The 19,090-nt window shown below is 71.0% G+C and carries 15 protein-coding genes; 2 read left to right on the top strand and 13 right to left on the bottom strand.

Translation table 11 applies throughout. The features are described from left to right. From AB0O15_RS29655 to AB0O15_RS29605, 11 genes are all read right to left on the bottom strand, one after another. A complete protein-coding gene (locus AB0O15_RS29655) occupies positions 1 to 645 on the bottom strand; it encodes an FMN-binding negative transcriptional regulator (RefSeq protein WP_364324814.1) in 645 nt (214 codons plus the stop codon). After that, positions 632 to 1,984: a SidA/IucD/PvdA family monooxygenase gene (locus AB0O15_RS29650; protein ID WP_364324812.1), complete on the bottom strand. Its 1,353-nt coding sequence runs from the start codon at positions 1,982 to 1,984 to the stop codon at positions 632 to 634. Before AB0O15_RS29650 ends, AB0O15_RS29655 begins: the two co-directional genes overlap by 14 nt. Positions 1,985 to 2,068: 84 nt before the next feature. Continuing rightward, entirely contained in the window at positions 2,069 to 5,272 is a 3,204-nt protein-coding gene (locus AB0O15_RS29645; protein WP_364324809.1) for an amino acid adenylation domain-containing protein, read from the bottom strand. Next, entirely contained in the window at positions 5,269 to 7,095 is a 1,827-nt protein-coding gene (locus tag AB0O15_RS29640; protein WP_364324806.1) for a non-ribosomal peptide synthetase, read from the bottom strand. The genes AB0O15_RS29645 and AB0O15_RS29640 overlap by 4 nt, the downstream gene beginning before the upstream one ends. 48 nt (positions 7,096 to 7,143) lie before the next feature. Further along, a complete protein-coding gene (locus AB0O15_RS29635; protein ID WP_364324804.1) occupies positions 7,144 to 8,355 on the bottom strand; it encodes a cytochrome P450 in 1,212 nt (403 codons plus the stop codon). Between the two features lie 46 nt (positions 8,356 to 8,401). Continuing rightward, a complete protein-coding gene (locus AB0O15_RS29630) occupies positions 8,402 to 9,169 on the bottom strand; it encodes a thioesterase domain-containing protein (protein WP_364324801.1) in 768 nt (255 codons plus the stop codon). 34 nt (positions 9,170 to 9,203) lie between these two features. Then, complete coding sequence (locus AB0O15_RS29625) at positions 9,204 to 10,505, bottom strand: cytochrome P450 (RefSeq protein ID WP_364324798.1); 1,302 nt, start codon at positions 10,503 to 10,505, stop codon at positions 9,204 to 9,206. Then, positions 10,502 to 11,254 carry a hypothetical protein gene (locus tag AB0O15_RS29620; protein WP_364324795.1) on the bottom strand — a complete coding sequence of 251 codons (753 nt, stop codon included), beginning with the start codon at positions 11,252 to 11,254 and terminating at the stop codon, positions 10,502 to 10,504. Before AB0O15_RS29620 ends, AB0O15_RS29625 begins: the two co-directional genes overlap by 4 nt. Continuing rightward, entirely contained in the window at positions 11,251 to 13,137 is a 1,887-nt protein-coding gene (locus AB0O15_RS29615) for a non-ribosomal peptide synthetase (protein ID WP_364324792.1), read from the bottom strand. The genes AB0O15_RS29620 and AB0O15_RS29615 overlap by 4 nt, the downstream gene beginning before the upstream one ends. Positions 13,138 to 13,410: 273 nt before the next feature. Then, positions 13,411 to 14,640, bottom strand: a complete 1,230-nt coding sequence (locus AB0O15_RS29610; protein WP_364324789.1) for an MFS transporter — start codon at positions 14,638 to 14,640, stop codon at positions 13,411 to 13,413. A 132-nt stretch (positions 14,641 to 14,772) separates the two neighbouring features. Continuing rightward, positions 14,773 to 16,260, bottom strand: coding sequence for a condensation domain-containing protein (locus AB0O15_RS29605; RefSeq protein WP_364324786.1), 1,488 nt, complete (start codon positions 16,258 to 16,260; stop codon positions 14,773 to 14,775). Positions 16,261 to 16,425: 165 nt separating this feature from the next. On the opposite strand from AB0O15_RS29605, the gene AB0O15_RS29600 reads away from it, so the two are divergent. Continuing rightward, on the top strand, positions 16,426 to 16,650 hold the full coding sequence (locus AB0O15_RS29600) for an MbtH family protein (protein WP_364324783.1): 225 nt from the start codon (positions 16,426 to 16,428) through the stop codon (positions 16,648 to 16,650). A gap of 145 nt (positions 16,651 to 16,795) precedes the next feature. Here AB0O15_RS29600 and AB0O15_RS29595 read toward each other — a convergent pair whose 3' ends face one another. Both AB0O15_RS29595 and AB0O15_RS29590 read right to left on the bottom strand, forming a co-directional pair. After that, positions 16,796 to 17,464, bottom strand: coding sequence for an LmbU family transcriptional regulator (locus AB0O15_RS29595; protein WP_364324780.1), 669 nt, complete (start codon positions 17,462 to 17,464; stop codon positions 16,796 to 16,798). A gap of 461 nt (positions 17,465 to 17,925) precedes the next feature. Next, a complete protein-coding gene (locus AB0O15_RS29590) occupies positions 17,926 to 18,063 on the bottom strand; it encodes a hypothetical protein (RefSeq protein WP_364324777.1) in 138 nt (45 codons plus the stop codon). 265 nt (positions 18,064 to 18,328) lie between these two features. Between AB0O15_RS29590 and AB0O15_RS29585 the strand changes: the two genes are divergently transcribed. After that, positions 18,329 to 19,075 (top strand): IclR family transcriptional regulator, encoded by a 747-nt coding sequence (locus AB0O15_RS29585; RefSeq protein WP_364324774.1) that lies wholly within the window; start codon positions 18,329 to 18,331, stop codon positions 19,073 to 19,075. Positions 19,076 to 19,090: the final 15 nt, after the last annotated feature.

The following is a 19,090-nucleotide window of genomic DNA, read 5'->3' as shown; positions in this document are numbered from 1 at the left end:
TCAGGACCAACGAATCATGGTCTCGGCCAGTTCGCGTCGCAGGCCCGAGGGATCGGCGTTGAACGACCGGGCGACCCGCGAGCGCACCTCGGGCGCCTTCTCCTGGCTCAGCTTGAACATCGCCTCGGCCGCCGTGACCCTGATCCGGAAGGCGCCGACCCCGGGCCCGATCTGCTCGAAGTACGACAGCGAGGTGGTCGGATCCCAGCCGGTCCCGAAATCGCGCTCCAGGATCCGCACCGTCTCCCGCACCACCCACAGGGTGGCGTCCAGCCCGGTGATCAGCTCCACCGTGCCATGCACGTGCAGGGCGGTGAAGTTCCAGGTGGGGGCGGCCGGCGAGGTCTGATAGACGGTCGGTGACACGTATCCGTGCGGGCCATGGAAGACGAGCGTGACCGGATCCTCCGCGGCCAGCGCCTTCCAGTGCGGGTTCGCCCGGTTGAGGTGCCCCAGCAGCGTGGTTCCGACCAGGCCGGTCTCGCCCGTGCCGGCGGCCAGGGTCGTCTCGTCGGGGATGACCGGCAGATGGGTGACGAGCGGGCCGTCCGCGCCGTTGCCGACGAGCATGGCGAGCGGGTGACCGCGCATCAGGGCCAACGCCCACGACGGATCGGGCGTGCGGTACAGCTTAGGAACGAACACGGTGTCCTCCGTCCGCGCCGGCCGCCGCCGGGATGTTCGGCTCGGCGCTCGACGCGCTCACCGACTCGACGATGTCCCACGCCCGCACGGCCAGATTCGACAGCAGGGATGATGAGATCCCGTGGGTGTGCTCGGTGCCGCCCTGGAGGTAGATGCCGACCGGGCTGCCCGGGCGGGTCTCCACCCGGTAGTCACGGCCGACGCGCAACCGGCCGCTGCTGTCCTGCTTGTACATGCCGGCGATCCCGCTCAGCAGCGGCGACGGATCCATCGGCCGGTAGCCGGTGGCGTACACGGCGATGTCCACGTCCAGCTTCGTCACGGGATCGCCGGGCGCCCGCACCAGTGACAAGCTGACCCGGTCCCGGTCGGACCGGGCCGCGATCACCTGGAACATCCGCTTGAGGTGCAACCGTCGCCGGCCGGTGACCGACTCCTGGTAGGCGCGGCGGTACAGCTCCTCGATCAGAGCGAGATCCACCACCGAGTAGTTGGTGTTCGCGTGGTACGCGTCGAGCTTCTCCTTCACGACCGGAGCCGCCTCGAAGAAGTCGTCGATGGCGCCGGCGTCGAAGATCTGGTTCGCGAACGGCGAGTCGTCGGCCACGCTGTACCCGTACCGCGGAAGGATCGCGAAGACCTCCGCCTGCGGATAGCGCTCGTGCAGGTGGGCGGCCGCCTCGGCGGCGCTCTGCCCGGCGCCGACGACCGCGAAGCGGCGCGGCGCCTCGACGCCGAGACAGGTCAGCCGGCCCAGCAGCTCCGAGGAGTGCATGATCCGCGGCGACCGCTCGACACCGCTGGGCAGGCGTGGCACCAGGCCGGTGGCGATGACCAGGTTACGGGTCCGATAGACGCGTTCCGCCGGATCGCCCGGGCGCCGGGACGCCACATCCAGCGCCACGACGTCGGAGCCCTCCACCACCGGCCGGACGTCGACCGCCTCGGTCGCGTAGTGCACGGTGTCCTCGAAGTGCCGTGCCGCCCACTCCAGGTAGTCGTGGAACTCGACCCGGGTCGGGTAGAACGACCGGTGGTTGACGAAGTCGGCCAGCCGGCCCTTGGCCTTCAGGTAGGACAGGAACCCGAACGGGCTGACCGGGTTCCGCATGGTCGCCAGGTCCTTCAGAAAGCTCACCTGCATGGTGGCGCCCTCGATCAGCATGCCGCGGTGCCAGCCGAAGGACGCCTGGCGTTCGAGGAAGACCGATCGCAACTCACGGCCCGTCGTCGCGGCATGTTCCCGGAGCGCCACGGCGAGGGCCAGATTGGCCGGGCCGAAGCCCAGCCCGACGACGTCGTGCACCGATGGTCCAGCACCGGCCTGCACAGAACTCACGGCGTTCCCTCCTCGATCCACAGCCGAAGCACCCGATGCACTTCCGCCATCAGCACCCGGGTCGTCGCGCGCCGAGGTGCCGAGTCACTCACCGGCCCGCAGGAGCCGGTCGATCTCCTCGGGCGCCAACGCGGCGATCTCGTCGGCCACCAGCCGCTCCACCTCCGCGGCCTGCTCACTGATCGTCCGATGATCGAAGATCGTCCGGACGGTGACGCCGGCGGCGAACCGCTCCTGGAGCCGGGCGACCAGCCGGGTCGCGCTCATCGACGTTCCGCCGCTCGCGAAGAAGTCGTCGTCGACCCCGATCGCCCGGTGACCGAGGACGTCACACCACAGGGCATGCACCGCCTCCTCGATCTGGTTCCGCGGGGCTCGCGGCGTCCCGGCCGTCGCGACCGGGTCGGGCAGGCGCCGGCGGTCGATCTTTCCGCTGGTGGTCATCGGGAAGGCGGCCAGGACGACGAAGGCGGAGGGAATGAGGTAGCCGGGAAGCAGATCGCGCAGGTGGGCCCGGAGCCCAGCCGGTGTGGGCGGGGTGCCCGCCGCGGTCAGGTAGGCGACCAGCACCGGGCGCCCCTCGGTCGTCCGCGCCACCACCGCCGCGTCGCCCACCTCCGGCATCGACCGCAGAGCCGACTCGATCTCCCCCGGCTCGATCCGATAGCCGTTGATCTTGATCTGATGGTCGCTCCGCCCCAGGTACGCCAGCCCACCGTCGGCGCACCACCTGACCCGGTCCCCCGTGCGGTACATCCGCGCCCCGGGCACGGCCGAGAACGGGTCCGGCAGGAAGGCGCCGCCGGTCAGGGCCGCACGGTGGACGTACCCTCGGGCCACTCCCTCACCGCCGAGGTACAGCTCGCCGGGAACCCCCCGCGGCACCAGACGAAGCGAACCGTCCAGCACATAGGCGGACACCCCGGCGATCGGCCGGCCGATGGAGTTCCGCGGCCACGGAGCGCCCAGCTCGCCGGTCGCCGTGGCCACCACCGTGTTCTCGGTGGGCCCGTAGTGATTCAGCACCGGGACACCCGGATCGTCGGTGGGCCGGGGCCGGAAGAGATCGCCGCCGGTCAGCAGCCGGCGCAGCCTGGTGGTCGCCGCGAGGGGCCGGCCGATCAATTCCTCGGCCACCAGCGTCGGCACGAACGTGGACGTCACCGCCGTCCCGGACAGCCGCCGGACCAGATCGTCCGGGGACCGGACCAGCTCGTCCGGGCAGATGTCGAGCCGGGCGCCGGAGACCAGGGCCGGCCAGATCTCCCAGCCCGCGGCGTCGAACGACGCGCTGGCCGTCTGGGCGGTCACGTCACCCGGTCCGGCCGGATAGGCGGCCAGGTGCCAGCGCAGCAGGTTGTCGAAGGTCCGATGGGTGACGGCGACCCCTTTCGGCCGGCCGCTGGATCCGGACGTGTGCACGACGTAGAGCGCGTTGTCGGGCATCGGGCGCACAGGCTCCGGCACGGCGGACCGCGGGCCCTCCGGGAGGCTCGCGCCGGGAGGAACATGTCGCTCCGCCGGCACCTCCAGCCGGGCGCCGTCGCGGGGTGAACAGATGACCAGCCGCGCCCGAGCATCCGCCACCAGGAACTGGACGCGGGAGACCGGCGACTCGGGATCGACGGGAAGGTAGGCCGCACCGGCCCGGACCACGGCGACCAACGCGACGATCAGATCGATCCCGCGCGGCAGGCAGACCGCCACCACACTCTCCGGTCCGGCGCCACGGGAACGCAGGACCGCGGCCAGCCGGCCCGCGTGCTCGTCGAGTTCCCGGTACGACAACCGCCTCGCTCCCTCGGAGACGGCGCACGCGTCCGGTGTCGCCGCCACCCGCGCCTCGAAACGGCGATCCACCGTCTCCGTGGAGCCGGCCGGCGCCGGGCCCGTGCCCAGCGTCACCAGCTCGCGCTCCTGGCGCGCGGAGAGAACTCGCAGGGTGGACAGTGGCCGATCCGGTTCGGTCCCGGCCGCGTCGAGCAGCCGCACGTAGTGTTCCGCGAACGCCACCATGGTGTTCCCGTCGAACAGCTCGCCGGCGTAGAGGAGCCGTCCGGCCAACCCGCCGCCGGCCCGCCGAAGATGCAGCTCGGTGTCGAACCGGACGATGGTCTCCGGGAACTCCACCAGGGTGCCCCGCACCCCGGGCAACCGCAGCGCCCCGGCCACCAGGGAGTCGTCGGCCAGTTCGAACCAGTGCTGGAACAGCGGATTGCGGTCCAGACGCCGGTGGACGCCCAGCTCGTCGATGATCCGTTCGAACGGGACGTCCTGGTGGTCGAGCGCGTCGAGGACGGCGCCGCGGACCACCCGGGTCAGGTCGTCCAGGCTGGGATCGCCGGCCAGGTCGGTGCGTACCGCCACGGTGTTGGTGAAGAAGCCGATCGCGTCCTCGACGGCGGCGTCGGTCCGGCCGGCGAACGGCACGCCGACCACCACGTCGGCCTCGTCGGCGTACCAGCCGAGCAGTCGCTGGTACAGGGCCATCGTGACGGTGAACAAGCCGGTCCGATGCCGCTCGGCGACCCGGAGCAGCCGGTCGGTGACCGCCGCCGGCACGGTGAAGTCGTGCTGCTCCCCCTGTGCCGTCCAGACCGCCGGCCGGGGCCGGTCGGTCGGCAGCTCCAGGGTCTCGGGTACGCCGGCCAGCCGCTCCCGCCAGTAGCGCAGCTGCGATCGGATCTCGGGGCTGTCGATCGCCTCGCGCTGCCGGTACGCGAACTCCCCGTACGCCAGCGGAACCGGCACCGCCGGCGGCCTCGCGCCGGCGACGAGCGCTCCGTAGGCGGCCGACAGCTCGCGCTCGAAGATCGGCCGGGAGACGCCGTCGAAGGCGATGTGGTGCACGTGGTAATGGAAGAGCCACGACTCGGGTCCGAGCCGGGCCAGAATCGCCCGCAGCAGCGGGCCGCGGCTCAGGTCGCACGGGGTGGCGAGCAGGCCACGCACCAGCCGCTCGGCGGCCTCGGCGGGCGCCGATCCGGCGCTGAGGTCGTGGTAGGACAACCGGATCGAACCGGCCGGGTCGATCACCGGCCAGGGCTCACCGCCGGTCACCACCACCCGGGTCCGCAGGGGGTGGTGCCGCTCGGCGACAACGCGCAACGCCTCCTGGAGAAGGCCGGGATCCATCGGCCCGGACAGCAGCCAGCTGCGCGGGGAGAGATACCCGGCCCGGCCGGGGTCGACCTGGTCGAGGAACCACAGGCGCTGCTGGGCGAAGGACAGCACCGGCCGGGTCCGCGATTCCTTCGTCGCCGGCGGGCCGGCGCTGTCGTTCCTCATGCCGGTCGCGCCAGTTCTCCGCCGGTCCGCCGGATCTCGGCGGCGAGGGCCGCGACGGTGGGATGCTCGAACACCGACTTCAACGGCAGGTCCGCACCGGTCGCGGCCCGGATCCGGTACGCCACCTGGGTCACCAGCAACGAGTGTCCGCCCAGGCCGAAGAAGCTGAGGTCGACGCTGATCCGATCGACGCCGAGCACGTCCGCGAAGACCTCCGCGATCAGCTGTTCGAGGTCGTCCCGCGGCGCGGTGAAGGCCGGTCCGAACTCGGCCGGCGCCGGCAGGCCCTTGCGGTCGACCTTCCCGGTGCCGGTCAGCGGCAACTCCGGCAGCGGGACGAACGCCTGCGGAATCATGTGGGCCGGGAGCTGCCCGGCCAGCTGATCGCGCAGCTCCGAGGCGGCCGGTGGCTGATCCGCGGCGACGAAGTAGGCCGCCAGCATCGCCGACTCGCCCTCCCCCACCAGGACCACCACCGCCTCGGTCACGTCCGCCCGGGCGCACAGCAGCGCCTCGATCTCGCCCGGCTCGATCCGGTACCCGTGCAGCTTGATCTGGAAGTCGGCACGACCGATGAACTGCAGGACACCGTTCGGGCGCCACCGGCCGAGATCGCCGATCCGGTACATCCGGGCGCCGGGCCGGTCGCTGAAGGGATCGGGCAGGAACGCGGCCGCGGTCAGCGCCGCGCGCCCCAGGTAACCGCGGGCGAGCGGCGGGCCACCCACGTAGATCTCACCCGGGACGTTCGGCGGCACCGGCGCCAGGTTCTGGTCCAGGACATAGATCCGGGCGTCCGACATCGGCCGGCCGATCGCCGGGAACTGTGGCCAGGACTCCGCCGGCGACGTCAACCGGGGTGCGGTCACCACGTTGACCTCGGTCGACCCGTAGTGGTTGTCGAGGTATGCCGAGGGCAGCGCGGAGAGCATCTCGCGGACCGCCGGTGTGATGGCGAGACGGTCGCCGGTGGTGATGACCTCGCGCAACGTCGCCACGTCGGACGGACGACCGGCCGTGTGCCGCGCCAGCTGGTCCAGAGCCACCACGGGCAGCAGGACCTTGCTGATCCGGCGGTCCCTGATCAGGTCGGCGAGGGCGGCGACGTCGTACCGCTCATGTTCGGTGGCGATCACCGCGCAGCCGCCCAGCCACCAGGTCGACAGCAGTTCGAGGTAGGCGACGTCCGCCGTGATCGGGAAGTACTGGAGGGCGCACGGCCGCTCGGCATAGTGGTTCACACACCAGTTCAGCAGGGCGATCTGCGGGCCCTGTTGCATCGCGATGCCCTTGGGCCGGCCGGTCGAGCCGGAGGTGTAGATGACGTACAGCAGGCTGTCCGGACCGGCCGGCGCCGATGCCGGATCGACGGTTCCCGCGGCGGGATCACCGGCGATCGGCTCGTCCAGATGCAGCGGCGAAACGCGCTCACCCCAGCCCGCCGATCCCATCGTCGCCGTCACGGCCACCTGGGTCATCACGATCGACGCGCCGGCGTCGGCCAGCATCAGCCGGATCCGGTCGGCGGGATGATCGGGGTCCAGCGGCAGGTAGGCCGCGCCGATCTTGGCGGTGGCCAGCACCCCGACCGCGAGGTTGGCGTCGCGCCGGACGGCGAGCCCGACGACGGACTCGGCGCCCACACCCCGGCCGGCCAGAACGGCGGCCAACCGGTCGGCCGCGGCGTCCAGCTCGGCGTAGGTGAGGGTCAGATCACCACATCGGACGGCGGGCTCGTCCGGCGTCTTCGCAACCCAGTCCCGGAAACCGTCCAGAACCGTGCTCCGGTCGGTGCCGCCGGCAGACTGCTGAGCTTCGAGCATGCGATGTCCCCCTGATCGTTGAGAGTGTCGGCGCCGGCGGCCGGACCGTCAGCACGAGAACGTGACGGGCAGCCGTCGAGGCCCCCGCAGCATCGGTCCGTAGGCCCAGACGACATCGTCGGGCCGGACATCGAGACTGAGGTCCGGCAGCCGGCGGAAGAGGGTCTCGAGTGCCACCTCCCCTTCCAGCCGTGCCAGCTGCGCTCCCAGGCACAGGTGCGTCCCATGCCCGAAGGCCACGTTCCCGCGGGCGTCACGGTCGGCGCGGAACTCGTCCGGCTGCTCGAAACGCTCCGGGTCGCGGTTGGCCGCGGCCAGCGAGATCAGCACCGAGTCGCCCTTGGCGATCGGGACGCCGCCGATCTCGAGATCCTCGCTCGCATAGCGGTACGCGGACGCCTGCACCGGCGAGTCGTACCGCAGCACCTCGTTCACCACGGCCGCCCAGGAGACGCGCCCCTCGCGGACCGCGGCGAGCTGATCGGGGTGCTGGAGGAGGCGCAGGACGGCGCAGCCGAGGAACTGCACGGTCGTCACGTGCCCGGCGCCGAGCACCGACAGGATCATGCTGTGCAGCTCGTTCTCGTCGCGCAGGTCGCCGGACTCGAACCCGCGGATCAGGTGAGCGGCCACATCGTCGCCCGGGTTGACGCGCTTGTAGTCGGCGAGGCGCTTGACGTAGTCCACCAGCGCGGTGAGCGCCGGCACGTCGATCGGCTGGGTCATCCCGGCGCGGTAGAACAGATCCAGGCAGCGCGCCGGCGCCTCCCGTTCCGAGGCCGGCACGCCCAGCACCTCGTGGATGATGCCGACCGGCACCGGTAGCGAGAACGAGCTCACCAGGTCAACGGCGCCCGATCCGGCGAACGAGTCGATCGCTTCGTCGGCGATCCGCTGCACCATGCCGCGCATGCGTTCCACCGCGCCCGGGCTGAACGCCCCGGCCACGAGGCGCCGCAGCCGCGCGTGTTCCGGACGGTCGAGGTCGAGCAGGCCGCGGGCCGGATCCCACTCGCCACTGCCGAACGGCGCCGGCGGGGCGCTGGAGTTCCGGTCGTCATTGCTCAGCCGGGTGTCGGCCAGGCTGGCCCGCACCAGATCGTAGGACGTCACCAACCAGGTCGTCCCGGCCGCGTACGGGCTGAAGACGGGGCTGACCGGCGCGTGCTCGCGCATCCAGGCGTAGTTCGGATAGGGATCCGGGTCGCTCTTCTCCCTGGGCTGCCCCGTCGGGTGAGCATCTGCGATGCCGGTCATCATCCGCGCTTCCTCTCTTGTGCCGCTACAAAGACCTGCGGGGCGCGGCTCATGCCGGAACCGCCTCGGCCACCGCGTCGTCCATCGCCGCGCCGAGCAGACTCAGCAGTTCCTCCGGCGCGGTCAGGAAGGCGTGATGGCCGCCGGCGAGCACCGCGCTGCGTACGTCACCGGGACGGGCGTACTCCGCCCAACCGGTCATCAGCGCCGGCCGCACCTCGTCGTCCTGTTCCCAGCCGAGCACCTGGATCACGGACGGCAGCACCACCGGCGACGGCAGCCGATAGGCGCGGTTCGCCGCGATGTCCGACTTCAGCGTGCTCAGTCCCAGCTCCAGCAGGTCCGGATGTGGCGTTCCGCCCATGGCGACGACGAAGGCGCTGAGCTCGTCGGTCAGCTCGTCGTCGGTGAGATGCAGGAACCGGCCGTACGGGCCGTCATGCGGAGCGACCTGGGACGAGATGAACAACCTTGCGGGAACCGGCAGGTCGCGCCGGGCGAGGAGCAGGGCCGTGGCGAAGGCCGGCAGGGCGCCGCCGCAGTGACCGAAGAAGCCGAACGGCCGGTCCAGGTAGGGCCGGAGACCGTCGACGAGATCCTCGGCGAGCTTCTCATAGGTGCCGTAGTGGGGCTCACGCACCCGGTTCTCCCGGGCCGGCAACTGGACCCGGCAGACCTCGGTGTCGCCGATCCGTCCCGGCCACCGCTTGTACATCGACGCGCCCACCCCGGAGTACGGGAAACAGAACAACCGCGCCGGAGCATCGGGGTCGGGTCGGCGTAACAGCCAGCGCTTGGGACGCTCCGCGGAAACCATGGCTCGCCTCGCTCTCGGGCTCGAAGGGTCGATCTCAGGACGCCGGGAAGGTCAGCGGACCGCCGGTGGACAGCGCGTCGGCCAGGTCTCCGGCACCGCTCTCGCGCAGGTCTGCGGTGACCGGCAGACGCTTGATCCCGGCCACGAAGTTGGACGCCAGATGCTCGACCGGCCCGGCGATCCGGAACTCGGCCACCCCGGCGACGACCTCCTCGAAGAAGACCCGGAGCGCGATCCGGGCCAGCGGGGCGCCCACGCAGTAGTGCGGCCCGAAGCCGAAGGCGACATGCCGGTTCGGCGTACGGCCGACATCGAACCGGAAGGGATCCTCGAAGATCCGTTCGTCACGGTTGGCCGAGCCGAGCCAGGCGACCAGCGCTTCACCCTCGGCGATCGGCGTTCCGCCCAGAACCGTGTCGTGCACGGCGTGCCGCAGGAAGTGGTTGGCCGGCGAGGACCACCGCAACCCCTCCTCCACCGCGGACGGCACCAGCGCCGGATCCGCCGTCAGGCGCCGGTACTCGCCGGGGTTCTCGGCGAAGGCGAGCACGGTGCCGGCGATCGCGTGCGGTGTGGTCACATTGGCGCCCAGCAGCAGGCTGTAGCAGTTGTAGACGATCTCGTCGAGCTCCAGCGGCCGCCCCGAGACCTCCATCCGCAGCAGGAAGCCGACGAGGTCGTCGCGATCGTCCGCGGTCACCGCCCGGACGTGCCGGGCGAAGTAGTCGAACAGTTCGTGATGGGCGGCCACCAGCGTGCCCCGGCTGCTTCCCTCCCGGAACGACGGGTCGTCGGCGGCGATGGCCATCGTGGTGAGCCGGGTCAGCCGGGGCCAGTCCGGCTCGGGCAACCCCATGAGAGCGCCGGTGAAGGCCATCGGGAAGCCCGCGCCGGCCGCCGCGAGATCGAGCTCGCCGCCGTCGGCCAGCGGGGCGAGCATCCGCCGGGCCAACCGGCGGATCTCCGGCATCCGGCCCTTGAGGGAACGATGCGAGAGCACCTTCATGAGCGGCTCCCGCATGGCGGTGTGCACCGGTGGGTCGCTCGCCGCCATCATCTTCCCACCGGCCGGGTCCGTGCCGCCGAGGATGGACAGCAGAGTTCCCCGCTGCGACGTGAACCGCGTGTGGTCGCGCAGCACCTCATTGACCTCGTCGTACGTGGTCACCGACCAGAACGACCGGCCGTCCGGCATCGTCTGCCGATGCACCGGCGACCGCTCACGCATGGCCGTCCAGATCGGGTGCGGGTCACCCGAGGCGTACAGCCCCGGGTCGAAAAGATCCACCGTCGCCAGGTCGACGGACTCCTGGCCGGACGGCACGCTGAGCCTCATTCCTCGCGTCCCTCTCGTTCGTCGGTCGAGGCAGCCAGCACGACCCAGCTCGCGGTGGCCCGGGCGAGCAGCTCGCCGGTCGTGTCGTAGAGGGCGCCGGCGTTCCTCAGCACCCGGCCGTTGCGCTCGCGCAGGGTGGAGACGATGACGTACGGCGTGCCCACCGCCGGCAGCCGATCGACGACGGCCGACATCCGGTTGAGCAGCATCGGATTCGCGGCCGGATCGGTGATCCAGCCGCCCGGGCAATCCAGCGCGGCCCAGACGATCTCGGCCGGGACGACGCCGCCCCGGCCGAGTCCGGGATGCGGGATCCATCGGCAGGCCACCGTGTCCGGCACACTCTCCAGGCGGCCGGGCGCGAGGCGCAGACCGTCGCCCTCGTCCCGTCGCGGCCCACACGCGAAACAGGTCGGGAAGGGGTGCCGGCCGCGCCCCGCGAACCCGGCCGACGCGCGCTCGGCGGCCTCGGGCGTCACGAAGGCGGGCGGCTCGACGACCGGCGGCCCGGCCGTGGCCACCATGGCCAGCAACCGGTCACCGACCGTCAACCGGGATCTCGGTGTGCCCCGCTCGAACCGTAGCGGCGTCTCCAGCGGCGGCGGCTCCAGCAACGTCACCACCGCGTTCGGACCGTGCTGGGCGGCGCTCATCGACGCCAGCCGGCCGCACAGATAGCCACCGTGCGCCGAGCCGGCCGGTCCGTTGAACCGCCGCGGGACGACGAGCGCGGCACAGTCCGCGGTCATGGGGTTCCCGCTCGGTCCGGACCGAGCGGGACGGGCCCCGCCGATGGCGTGACAGCGCTCGCCCCGGGCTCGGATCGGGACTGACCGGCCGACCACACGGCGTCGTCCACGACCAGCGCGAAGGCTCGGACCGTCGTGGCGTCGAAGATGCTCCGCGCCGGGATACGGACGTCGAACGCCGCGCGTACCCGGGCGATCATGCGCATGGCCAGCAGCGACTGGCCGCCCAGAGCGACGAAGTCCGCCGACCGGCCGAGCCCGGTGACGCCGAACAGCGACTCCCAGATCTCCGCGATCTTCCGCTCGGACGCGGTGCGCGGCGGCTCGTGCGGCTCGGCCTCCTGGGCCGTGGGCCGCGTCGCCGCCTCCTCCTCCGCCGAGAGGCGCAGCAGCTCCCGGCGGTCGATCTTGCCGCTGGCCAGCCTCGGCAGGTCGGTGTGGAAAGCGAACGTGCCGGGTACGGCGGCCGACAGCACGTGGTCGGCGAGAAAGCGACGCAGATCCGCCGCCTTCGGTGGCTCCGACAGCGGCACCACGTGAGCGGCGAGGGACATCCGTTCACCCACGCCGGGTACGGCCACCACGGCCGCCTGGGCGATCCCCGGGTGCTGCACCAGCGCGTGCTCGACGTCGGAGGGCTCGATCCGTACGCCGCGGATCTTCACCTGATGGTCGACCCGCCCCAGAAATTCCATCACCCCGTCCGGGCGACGGCTGACCAGATCGCCGGTGCGGTACAGCCGGGCGCCCGGCACACCGGAGAACGGATCCGGCCGGAAGGCCGCCGCCGTCGCGCCGCCCGAGGCACCGTAACCCCAGGCGAGGCACACCCCACCGACATGGAGTTCGCCCGGTACGCCGTCCGGTACGGGCTCGCCACGGTCGTCCAGCACATGGGCGGAGACTCCGTCGATGGGCCGCCCGATCGGCACCGCGTCAGCGTCGGTGTCACCGGGCCGCAACGGCCAGGTGAGGATGTCGATACACGCCTCGGTGGGGCCGTACTGGTTGAACACCTGGCCGGACGAGGCCGCGAACACCTCACCCACGAGGTCACCGGTGAGCCGCTCCCCCGCGATCAGCACGTTGCGCAGCCCGGCCAAGCCGGGCCCACCGCCGCCGGCCAGGAACTCCCGCAGCAGCGACGGCACGAAGTGCATCACGGTGACGTCGTGCCGGACCACCAGATCCGCCAGCTTCTCCGGCTCGGCCTCGATGCCGGGCGGCGCCACCAGCAGCGTGGAGCCGAAGCAGAGCGGAGCGAACACCACCCAGAACGTGCAGTCGAAGACCAGCGAACCGTAGTAGGCCACCACGTCATCCGGTCCCAGCGGATAACGCGTCTGTCCCCAGGCGAACCGGTTGGCGACCGCCGAGTGCGGGATGAGGACCGGCTTGGGCCGTCCGAGCGAACCCGAGGTGTGCAGAACGTAGGCCAGCGTCCCGGGCGCCTGGTTCGAGGGGCCGGCGCCGACGTCGGACCCGCCGGGCCGTCCGAGATCGTCCAGTGCGACCGCGTCCGGCAGGACCGCCCGTCCTTCCTCGTCGGCCACCGCCAGGGCCGGCCGGAGCCGCTCGACGCTGCGCCGGGTCGTGGCCGCGGCGGCGCGCACGTCGAACGGGGCGATGGCCGCGCCGGCCGCGAACACGCCCAGCGCCGTCACCACCTGCCGCACGGAGCGCTCGGCACAGATCGCGACCACCGAGCCCGGGGTCACGCCCAGCCCTCGCAGCGCAGAGCCGATCCGCTCCGCCTCGGCGATCAGGCCGGCGAACGTCACGCGGTCGAGACCATCGGTGATCGCGATGGCATCGGGCTGCGAATCGGCCACCGCCCGCACCATCTCCCACACCGATTCCTCGCCGGGAGTTCGAATGTTCACCTATGCACCTCCTGTGCCGATGGCCGGATGTCCGGTCATCGCGCGGCTGCCGACGTTAATACGAGGGCGGCAGGAATTGGCCGGAAATAAATGCGCTGATCGGCGCGGAAAAGGCTCGCCGGGAAGTCCGTGCAATCAATGCCGGACGAGCCGAGTCTAGTGGGATCCATCGAGTCATCGCCATTGTCCCGCCGGCGAGACAATGCGCGGGATCAGGGACCTTGACGCTCTATTCGGTATCCATTACTTTACGGCGCCATGGCTCCGGGCCGGTCAGCGCCGCGGGGCCGCCTCGGCGGGCTCGTCCGCCGGCGCCGGACGGCTCCGCAGCCCGCGCACCGCCGGCATCGTCAGCACGAGCGAGTTGGCCAGCAACTGCCAGAGCACACCGACCGCGAGGACGGCCGAGATGCTGGTCGCTTCGGCGATGGGGCCGGCCAGCGCCAGCCCGAGCGGACCGACCGAATAGGCGCCGAAGGCCACATAGGACATCACCCGGGAGATCGCCTCGCTCGGCACATGCTGCTGGATGGTGGTCATCCAGAGCCCGTTGAAGACCGAGTTGGCGACGCCGGCCGGAATCGCGGCCAGGCACACCACGATCAGCGGGGCGTGCAGGGCGAGGGCCGCGGACGGCGCCGCCCAGGCGAAGGTGACGATGGTGGTGACGACCAGAGGACGCTGCGGACGCCGGCCGAGCAGGAACAGGCCGCCGACGATCGAGCCGGCGCCGTACAGCGCCACGATGGTGCCCCAGGCGCCCGCCCCGCCGTAGCTGCGATCCGCGCTGGGCGGCCCCAGCACCAGGTACGGCGCCCAGACCACCAGGTTGAAGAAGGTGAACTGGAGGGTGACCGTCCAGAGCCACGGATAGGACCAGAACAGCCGCCAGCCCGAGCGCAGGTCATGCAGCACCGACGAGGTGAACTTCGGCCGGGTGTCGGCGAGCCGCAGGATCAGGAGCGACGCGATGCTCGGCAGATAGCTGAGTGCGTCCACCACCAGCACGACACTCGGGCTGGTGAGGGCGACCAGGACACCGGCCAGCGCCGGACCGCCGACGTTCGCCATCGACTGGCACAGACCCAGAAGCGCGTTCGCCTCCTGGAGGCGGCCGGGCGACACCAGCGAGGGCACCAGCCCGTCGAAGGACGGGCGGAAGACCGCCTCGCCGAGCCCGCCGACGCCGACCAGGACCAGCAACGCCCAGAGCGGCGGTGCTCCCACGATGAACAGGACGGCGACCGTGCCCTGGGTGAGGGCGCGCAGGAAGTCGGCATACAACATCACCGTCCGCCGCGGAAGCCGGTCGCCCAGCACGCCGCCACCGATGAGGAAGAGGACCATCGGCACGATCCGGGCGGCCAGCACGAGGCTGAGGTCGGTGAGCGAACCGCCGTCGTGGAGAACCGCGAACGCCAGGGCGACCGTGGCCATCGAGGTTCCGAAAGCCGACGTGGAGTAACCGAGGAGGAAGACCCGGAAGTTGCGTTCCCTCAGCACCTCGAGTTTTCCCCGGATGGCCTGTCCCCTGCTCAGTGGCTTCAACCTCTCCCGCGGTAGTCACGACAATCCCGCCAGGCTGTCATACACGGACAGACCTGGGCAAGCCGTGTCTCGCCGGCGGGACGGAGCTCAGGGCGCAGCCGTCCCCCAGTCGACCAGAATCGTCCGGAGCTGGTCGGCGGAGAAGATCGGAACCTCGGAGATCCGCTGGTGGGGATTCACCGCGACGGCGGCGAGGAAAGCCTGGTAATGGTCCACAAAGGTCCGCGCGGTTTCGTCCTCGAGCAGATCCCGCGCATAGAGCAGCCGCCCGCCGAGGCCGCCGCCGGACTCCTCGTTCAGGTGCAGTTCCAGATCGAACCGGGTCCGGACCCGGCCCTCGTTGAAGAAGCTGGCCTCGACCTGGCCCAGGCCCAGCAGCCCCGACGCGGCGTCGGTCGAGCCGCCGGACAGGTCGAACCACACCTGGAAGAGCGGATTACGGCCGAGATCCCGGGGCGGCGCCACCTCCTGGACGATGCGATCGAAGGGGACGTCCTGATGCTCGTGGGCCTCCAACATCGTTTCCCGGGTACGCCGGAGCAGCTCGGCGAACGAGGGGTCGTCACCGAGGTCCGCGTGGATCGGCAGCGAGTTCGCGAAGAAGCCGATCAGCCCCTCGAACCTGACCTGGGTACGCCCGTTGAAGGGACAGCCGACGATGACATCGGCGCTGGCGGTGTACCGGGAGAGCAGCCCTTGGAACGCCGCCAGGCCGGTCATGAAGAGGGACGCCTGACCCGCCTCGGTCAGCTTCCGGAGGTCGGCGGCGACCGCACCGGGTACCGCGACCGGAACAGCACCGGCCCGATAGGTCGGCGTCGCCGGGCGGTCGTGGTCGGCCGGCAGCTCGAGGATCGACGGCACCCCCCGCAGACGCTCCCGCCAGTGCCGCGTCTCGGCGTCGAGACGGGGCCCGGCCATGGACCGGTGCTGCCAGACGGCGTAGTCGGCATATTGCGCCGGCAGCGGGGCCAGGCCGGGCTCGAGGTGCTGGACGTAGGCGGCGTAGGCGGCGGAGACCTCGCCGGCCCAGACCTCCAGCGACTCCCGGTCGAACAGGGTGTGGTGCACCACCAGCCCCAGGACGTGGTCGGCCGGGCCGAGCTTCGCCAGCCACGTCCGGAACAACGGTCCCCGGTCCAGATCGAACTGGGTGTCGGCGGCCGCCCGGGCCAGCGCACGGGCCCCTTCGGAGGGATCGTCCCCGGCCGACAGGTCGTGCCGCTCCAGGCCGCGCGGCGGCGCTTCCGAGACCACCTGGTACGGCTCCGCGTCCCCATCGGCCTCGAAGTGCGTCCGCAGGACGTCATGGCGGCGGGCCACGAACCGCACCGCGCTGTCCAGCGCGTCCGGGTCGAGGGGACCGCTGAGCCGGTACGAGGCGGCCACGTTGTAGGCGAGACTGCCCTGGGTGAGCCGATCGATGAACCAGAGCCGGCGCTGAGCCAGCGACAGTGGCGGCCGCCGCGGCGCGGCCTCCGCCACCGTCGGCGCCGCGGTCACCGCGCCCTCCAGTCGCCTCCTGAGCAGCTCTCGGGCCTCCTGGGTCAATTCCTGAGGTTCCTGACGCGCCACTGTCGACAACCCTTCGGTCACACGGTCGAATTGCGTACGGAAATCGCCATTATCAGAAACGGCATCCCCGCCGACGCTATAGCAGGCGCGACTCCGACTCAACCTAGGATACTGTTGTCGACTTCACCGGACACCGCCCCTACACTTCATTTCGGAGGTGTTCGAGTGACGTCGACAGTCAATACGGAAAACGATCAGGAACGCACCTACAAGGTCGTGCTCAACGAGGAAGAGCAGTACTCCATCTGGCCGGACGACCGCGAGATTCCCACGGGGTGGCGCCCATCGGGATTCACCGGCGGCAAGGACGATTGCCTGCAACACATCGACCAGGTGTGGACGGATATCACTCCACTCAGCGTGCGCCGCCGGTTGGCGGACACCCGGTAGCGGTTCCGGTTCCGGCACGGCGGCTGCCTCGCCTGGCCGCCCGGGGCGGGTGACCCCAGGAGGCCATCGAGAGGGCCGCCGCCGTGACCGGATCCGCCCCCCGCCCGTTCACGCCAGCTTCGCTTCCACGGAGGTGGGTGTCGGGTCAGACCGCGACGGCGCCGGCCCGGCCTTCCTCGAGCACGATGCCGGCGGCGGTGTCGAGGCTCGCGATGATCCAGCTCTCCAGGCTGCACGCGGCCCGGTCGGCGGCCGCCCGCCATCGGTCGAGCCGCGCCTGCTCGGCCTCGATCCTGGGTAGCGAGACCTGCCTTTCGCTTTCGCCGCCGCCGCGGCGCTTCGCTTTGACGTGTGACCGCAGCTTGTTCCTGGACCACCGGCTCTCTTCGGCACGGCTCAGCCAGTAGTCCTGTTCGTCGTCCGGCTGCCCGGCGACCTCGGCGTGGTGCTGGAAGCTGAGCGCCGGCCGCCGCCGGTCCATCGTGAACCGGCGAGCGACCCAGGCGTAGTTGCGCAACGTCTGGTATTCCAGGCCGACCGCCTCGACGGCCCGGCGGTAGCGGTCGCCGTACTCGCGTTCACCGTGGATCAGCCAGTCACCGAGACACCAGGCCGACGAATCGACGACGTCCGCGAGGCGCTGCCCCGCGCGTTCCCAGCTCTCGTACGTGAGGCCGCCCGGAATGCGCAGGCCCACCCGGGTGACCAGCACCGGGCTCCCGTCCTCCTCGGTACACACCGCCCGGCCGTCGCGAACCGGTCTCGACGTCCCCGCCGGCGCCTTGGCCGACAGCCCCCGTGCTGTTGTCGTCAACGCTTGCCCCTTCCGTGACAGAACGTACCGAGCGACGATTTCTCAGGCTCATGCCAACGGTTTCCGGCTGATCTAGCGCAGCGTTCAATTCACCGCGGGACATCAATGATTAAAAGTCCGGGCCGACCGATGGCACACACTTACGGCTCAGGCAGATCGGGCCTGAGTAAACCATCGCGAACGGGGCCAAGATTACCACCCGTACGGATGATGTCCATCCCGTCGTGATCTGATGCGAACCGGCGCAATGGCGGATTACCGTACGTGTTCAGAGCCGCGGAAGTGCGACTGATCGAGTGGCGGACGCGGTAACAACAGGCAACATCACCGATGGCGGCGCATCGATCTGACAGACCCTTCGACCAGCCCGTCGGACATCGATGCTTGTGACTTCAAGGAATCGTTCTGTCACGTCGGGTAACTACTGCCCTCCTGGACCGTCCCGAGGGCGACGAGAAGAGTCACGCTGTGACAGCGTCCCGGCCCAGAGCCTGACCGCGGTGGGCAGCGGCCAGCGACTCCAAGCGCGACACGCCCAGGGACGACGGCAGGTCGTCGGCCGGCTCAGCCGCCCGGACGACGACCGCGGTTCGGTCCACCCAGCCCGGCGGCCACCCTTGCGCTCGTTCGCATTCCGTCCCATGCCGCATAAGGAACGCCGTCCGATTATCCTGCGGATCTTTCGACCGGTAGCGCGATGGCCATTCCTTCTCTTGAACAGGGGCGCCACCACAACGGCCGCGTCGGCCGCGACCGATTCTTGATGGAATTCGGAGAGGTGTAGGTCGGAGATGAGCCGGGCGATGTCGTCGTCCGGGCCACCGAAGTGCTCCAGAGCGGCCCAGTCGGGCATACGCTGCGGAGATGACGGTGATCGCGAAGGTGGCGGCCATTCTCGACGCCTTCACCGCGGACGATCGCGGCCTGGGGTTCGCGGAGTTGCAGCGGCGTACCGGCCTGCCGAAGGCGACGCTGCACCGGCTGACCGCCGAGCTGGTCGTGGCCCGGCTGCTCGACCGGGTGAACGGGCGGTTCCACCTCAGCGGGCATCTGTTCACGCTGGGCATGCGCGCCTCGGTCGAGCGCGGCCTGCTCGAGGTGGCGACGCCCTTCCTCGAGGACCTCTACGAACGTACCCACGAGACGGTCCATCTGGGTCTGCGTGAGGGCGCCGAGGTGGTCTACGTGGCCAAGGTGAGCGGCCACCGCCAGGCGCGGGCGCCGTCGCGGCTCGGTGGGCGCCTCCCCTTGCACGCCACCGCGATCGGCAAGGCGCTGCTCGCCTTCGCGCCGGACGCCGTCCGCGCCGAGGTGCTGGCGGCGCCGCTGGCCCGGCTGGCACCGCGGACCGTGACCTCGCCGGCTCTGCTGCGCCGCCAGCTCGACCGGGCGGCCGAGACGGGGGTGACCTTCGAGGCGGAGGAGTCCGCGGTCGGCATCGTCTGCGTCGGCGCTCCGATCCTGGACGCCGACGATCTGGCGGTGGCCGCGGTCAGCGTCGCCGGGCCGGTCGGGCGCTTCCAGCCGCGGCAGCACCTGGGCCCGGTGAAGGCCGCGGCGGCCGGCATCGCGGCCGTCCTGGCTCGGCGCGCCACCTTGAGTTCCGGATAGCGGAACAAAAAGCTG

The sequence above is a fragment of the Actinoplanes sp. NPDC089786 genome, from assembly GCF_040684855.1.
Lineage (GTDB): Bacteria > Actinomycetota > Actinomycetes > Mycobacteriales > Micromonosporaceae > Actinoplanes.
Note: the sequence above shows the minus strand (reverse complement) of the source record. Positions and strands in the feature narration are given on the sequence as shown.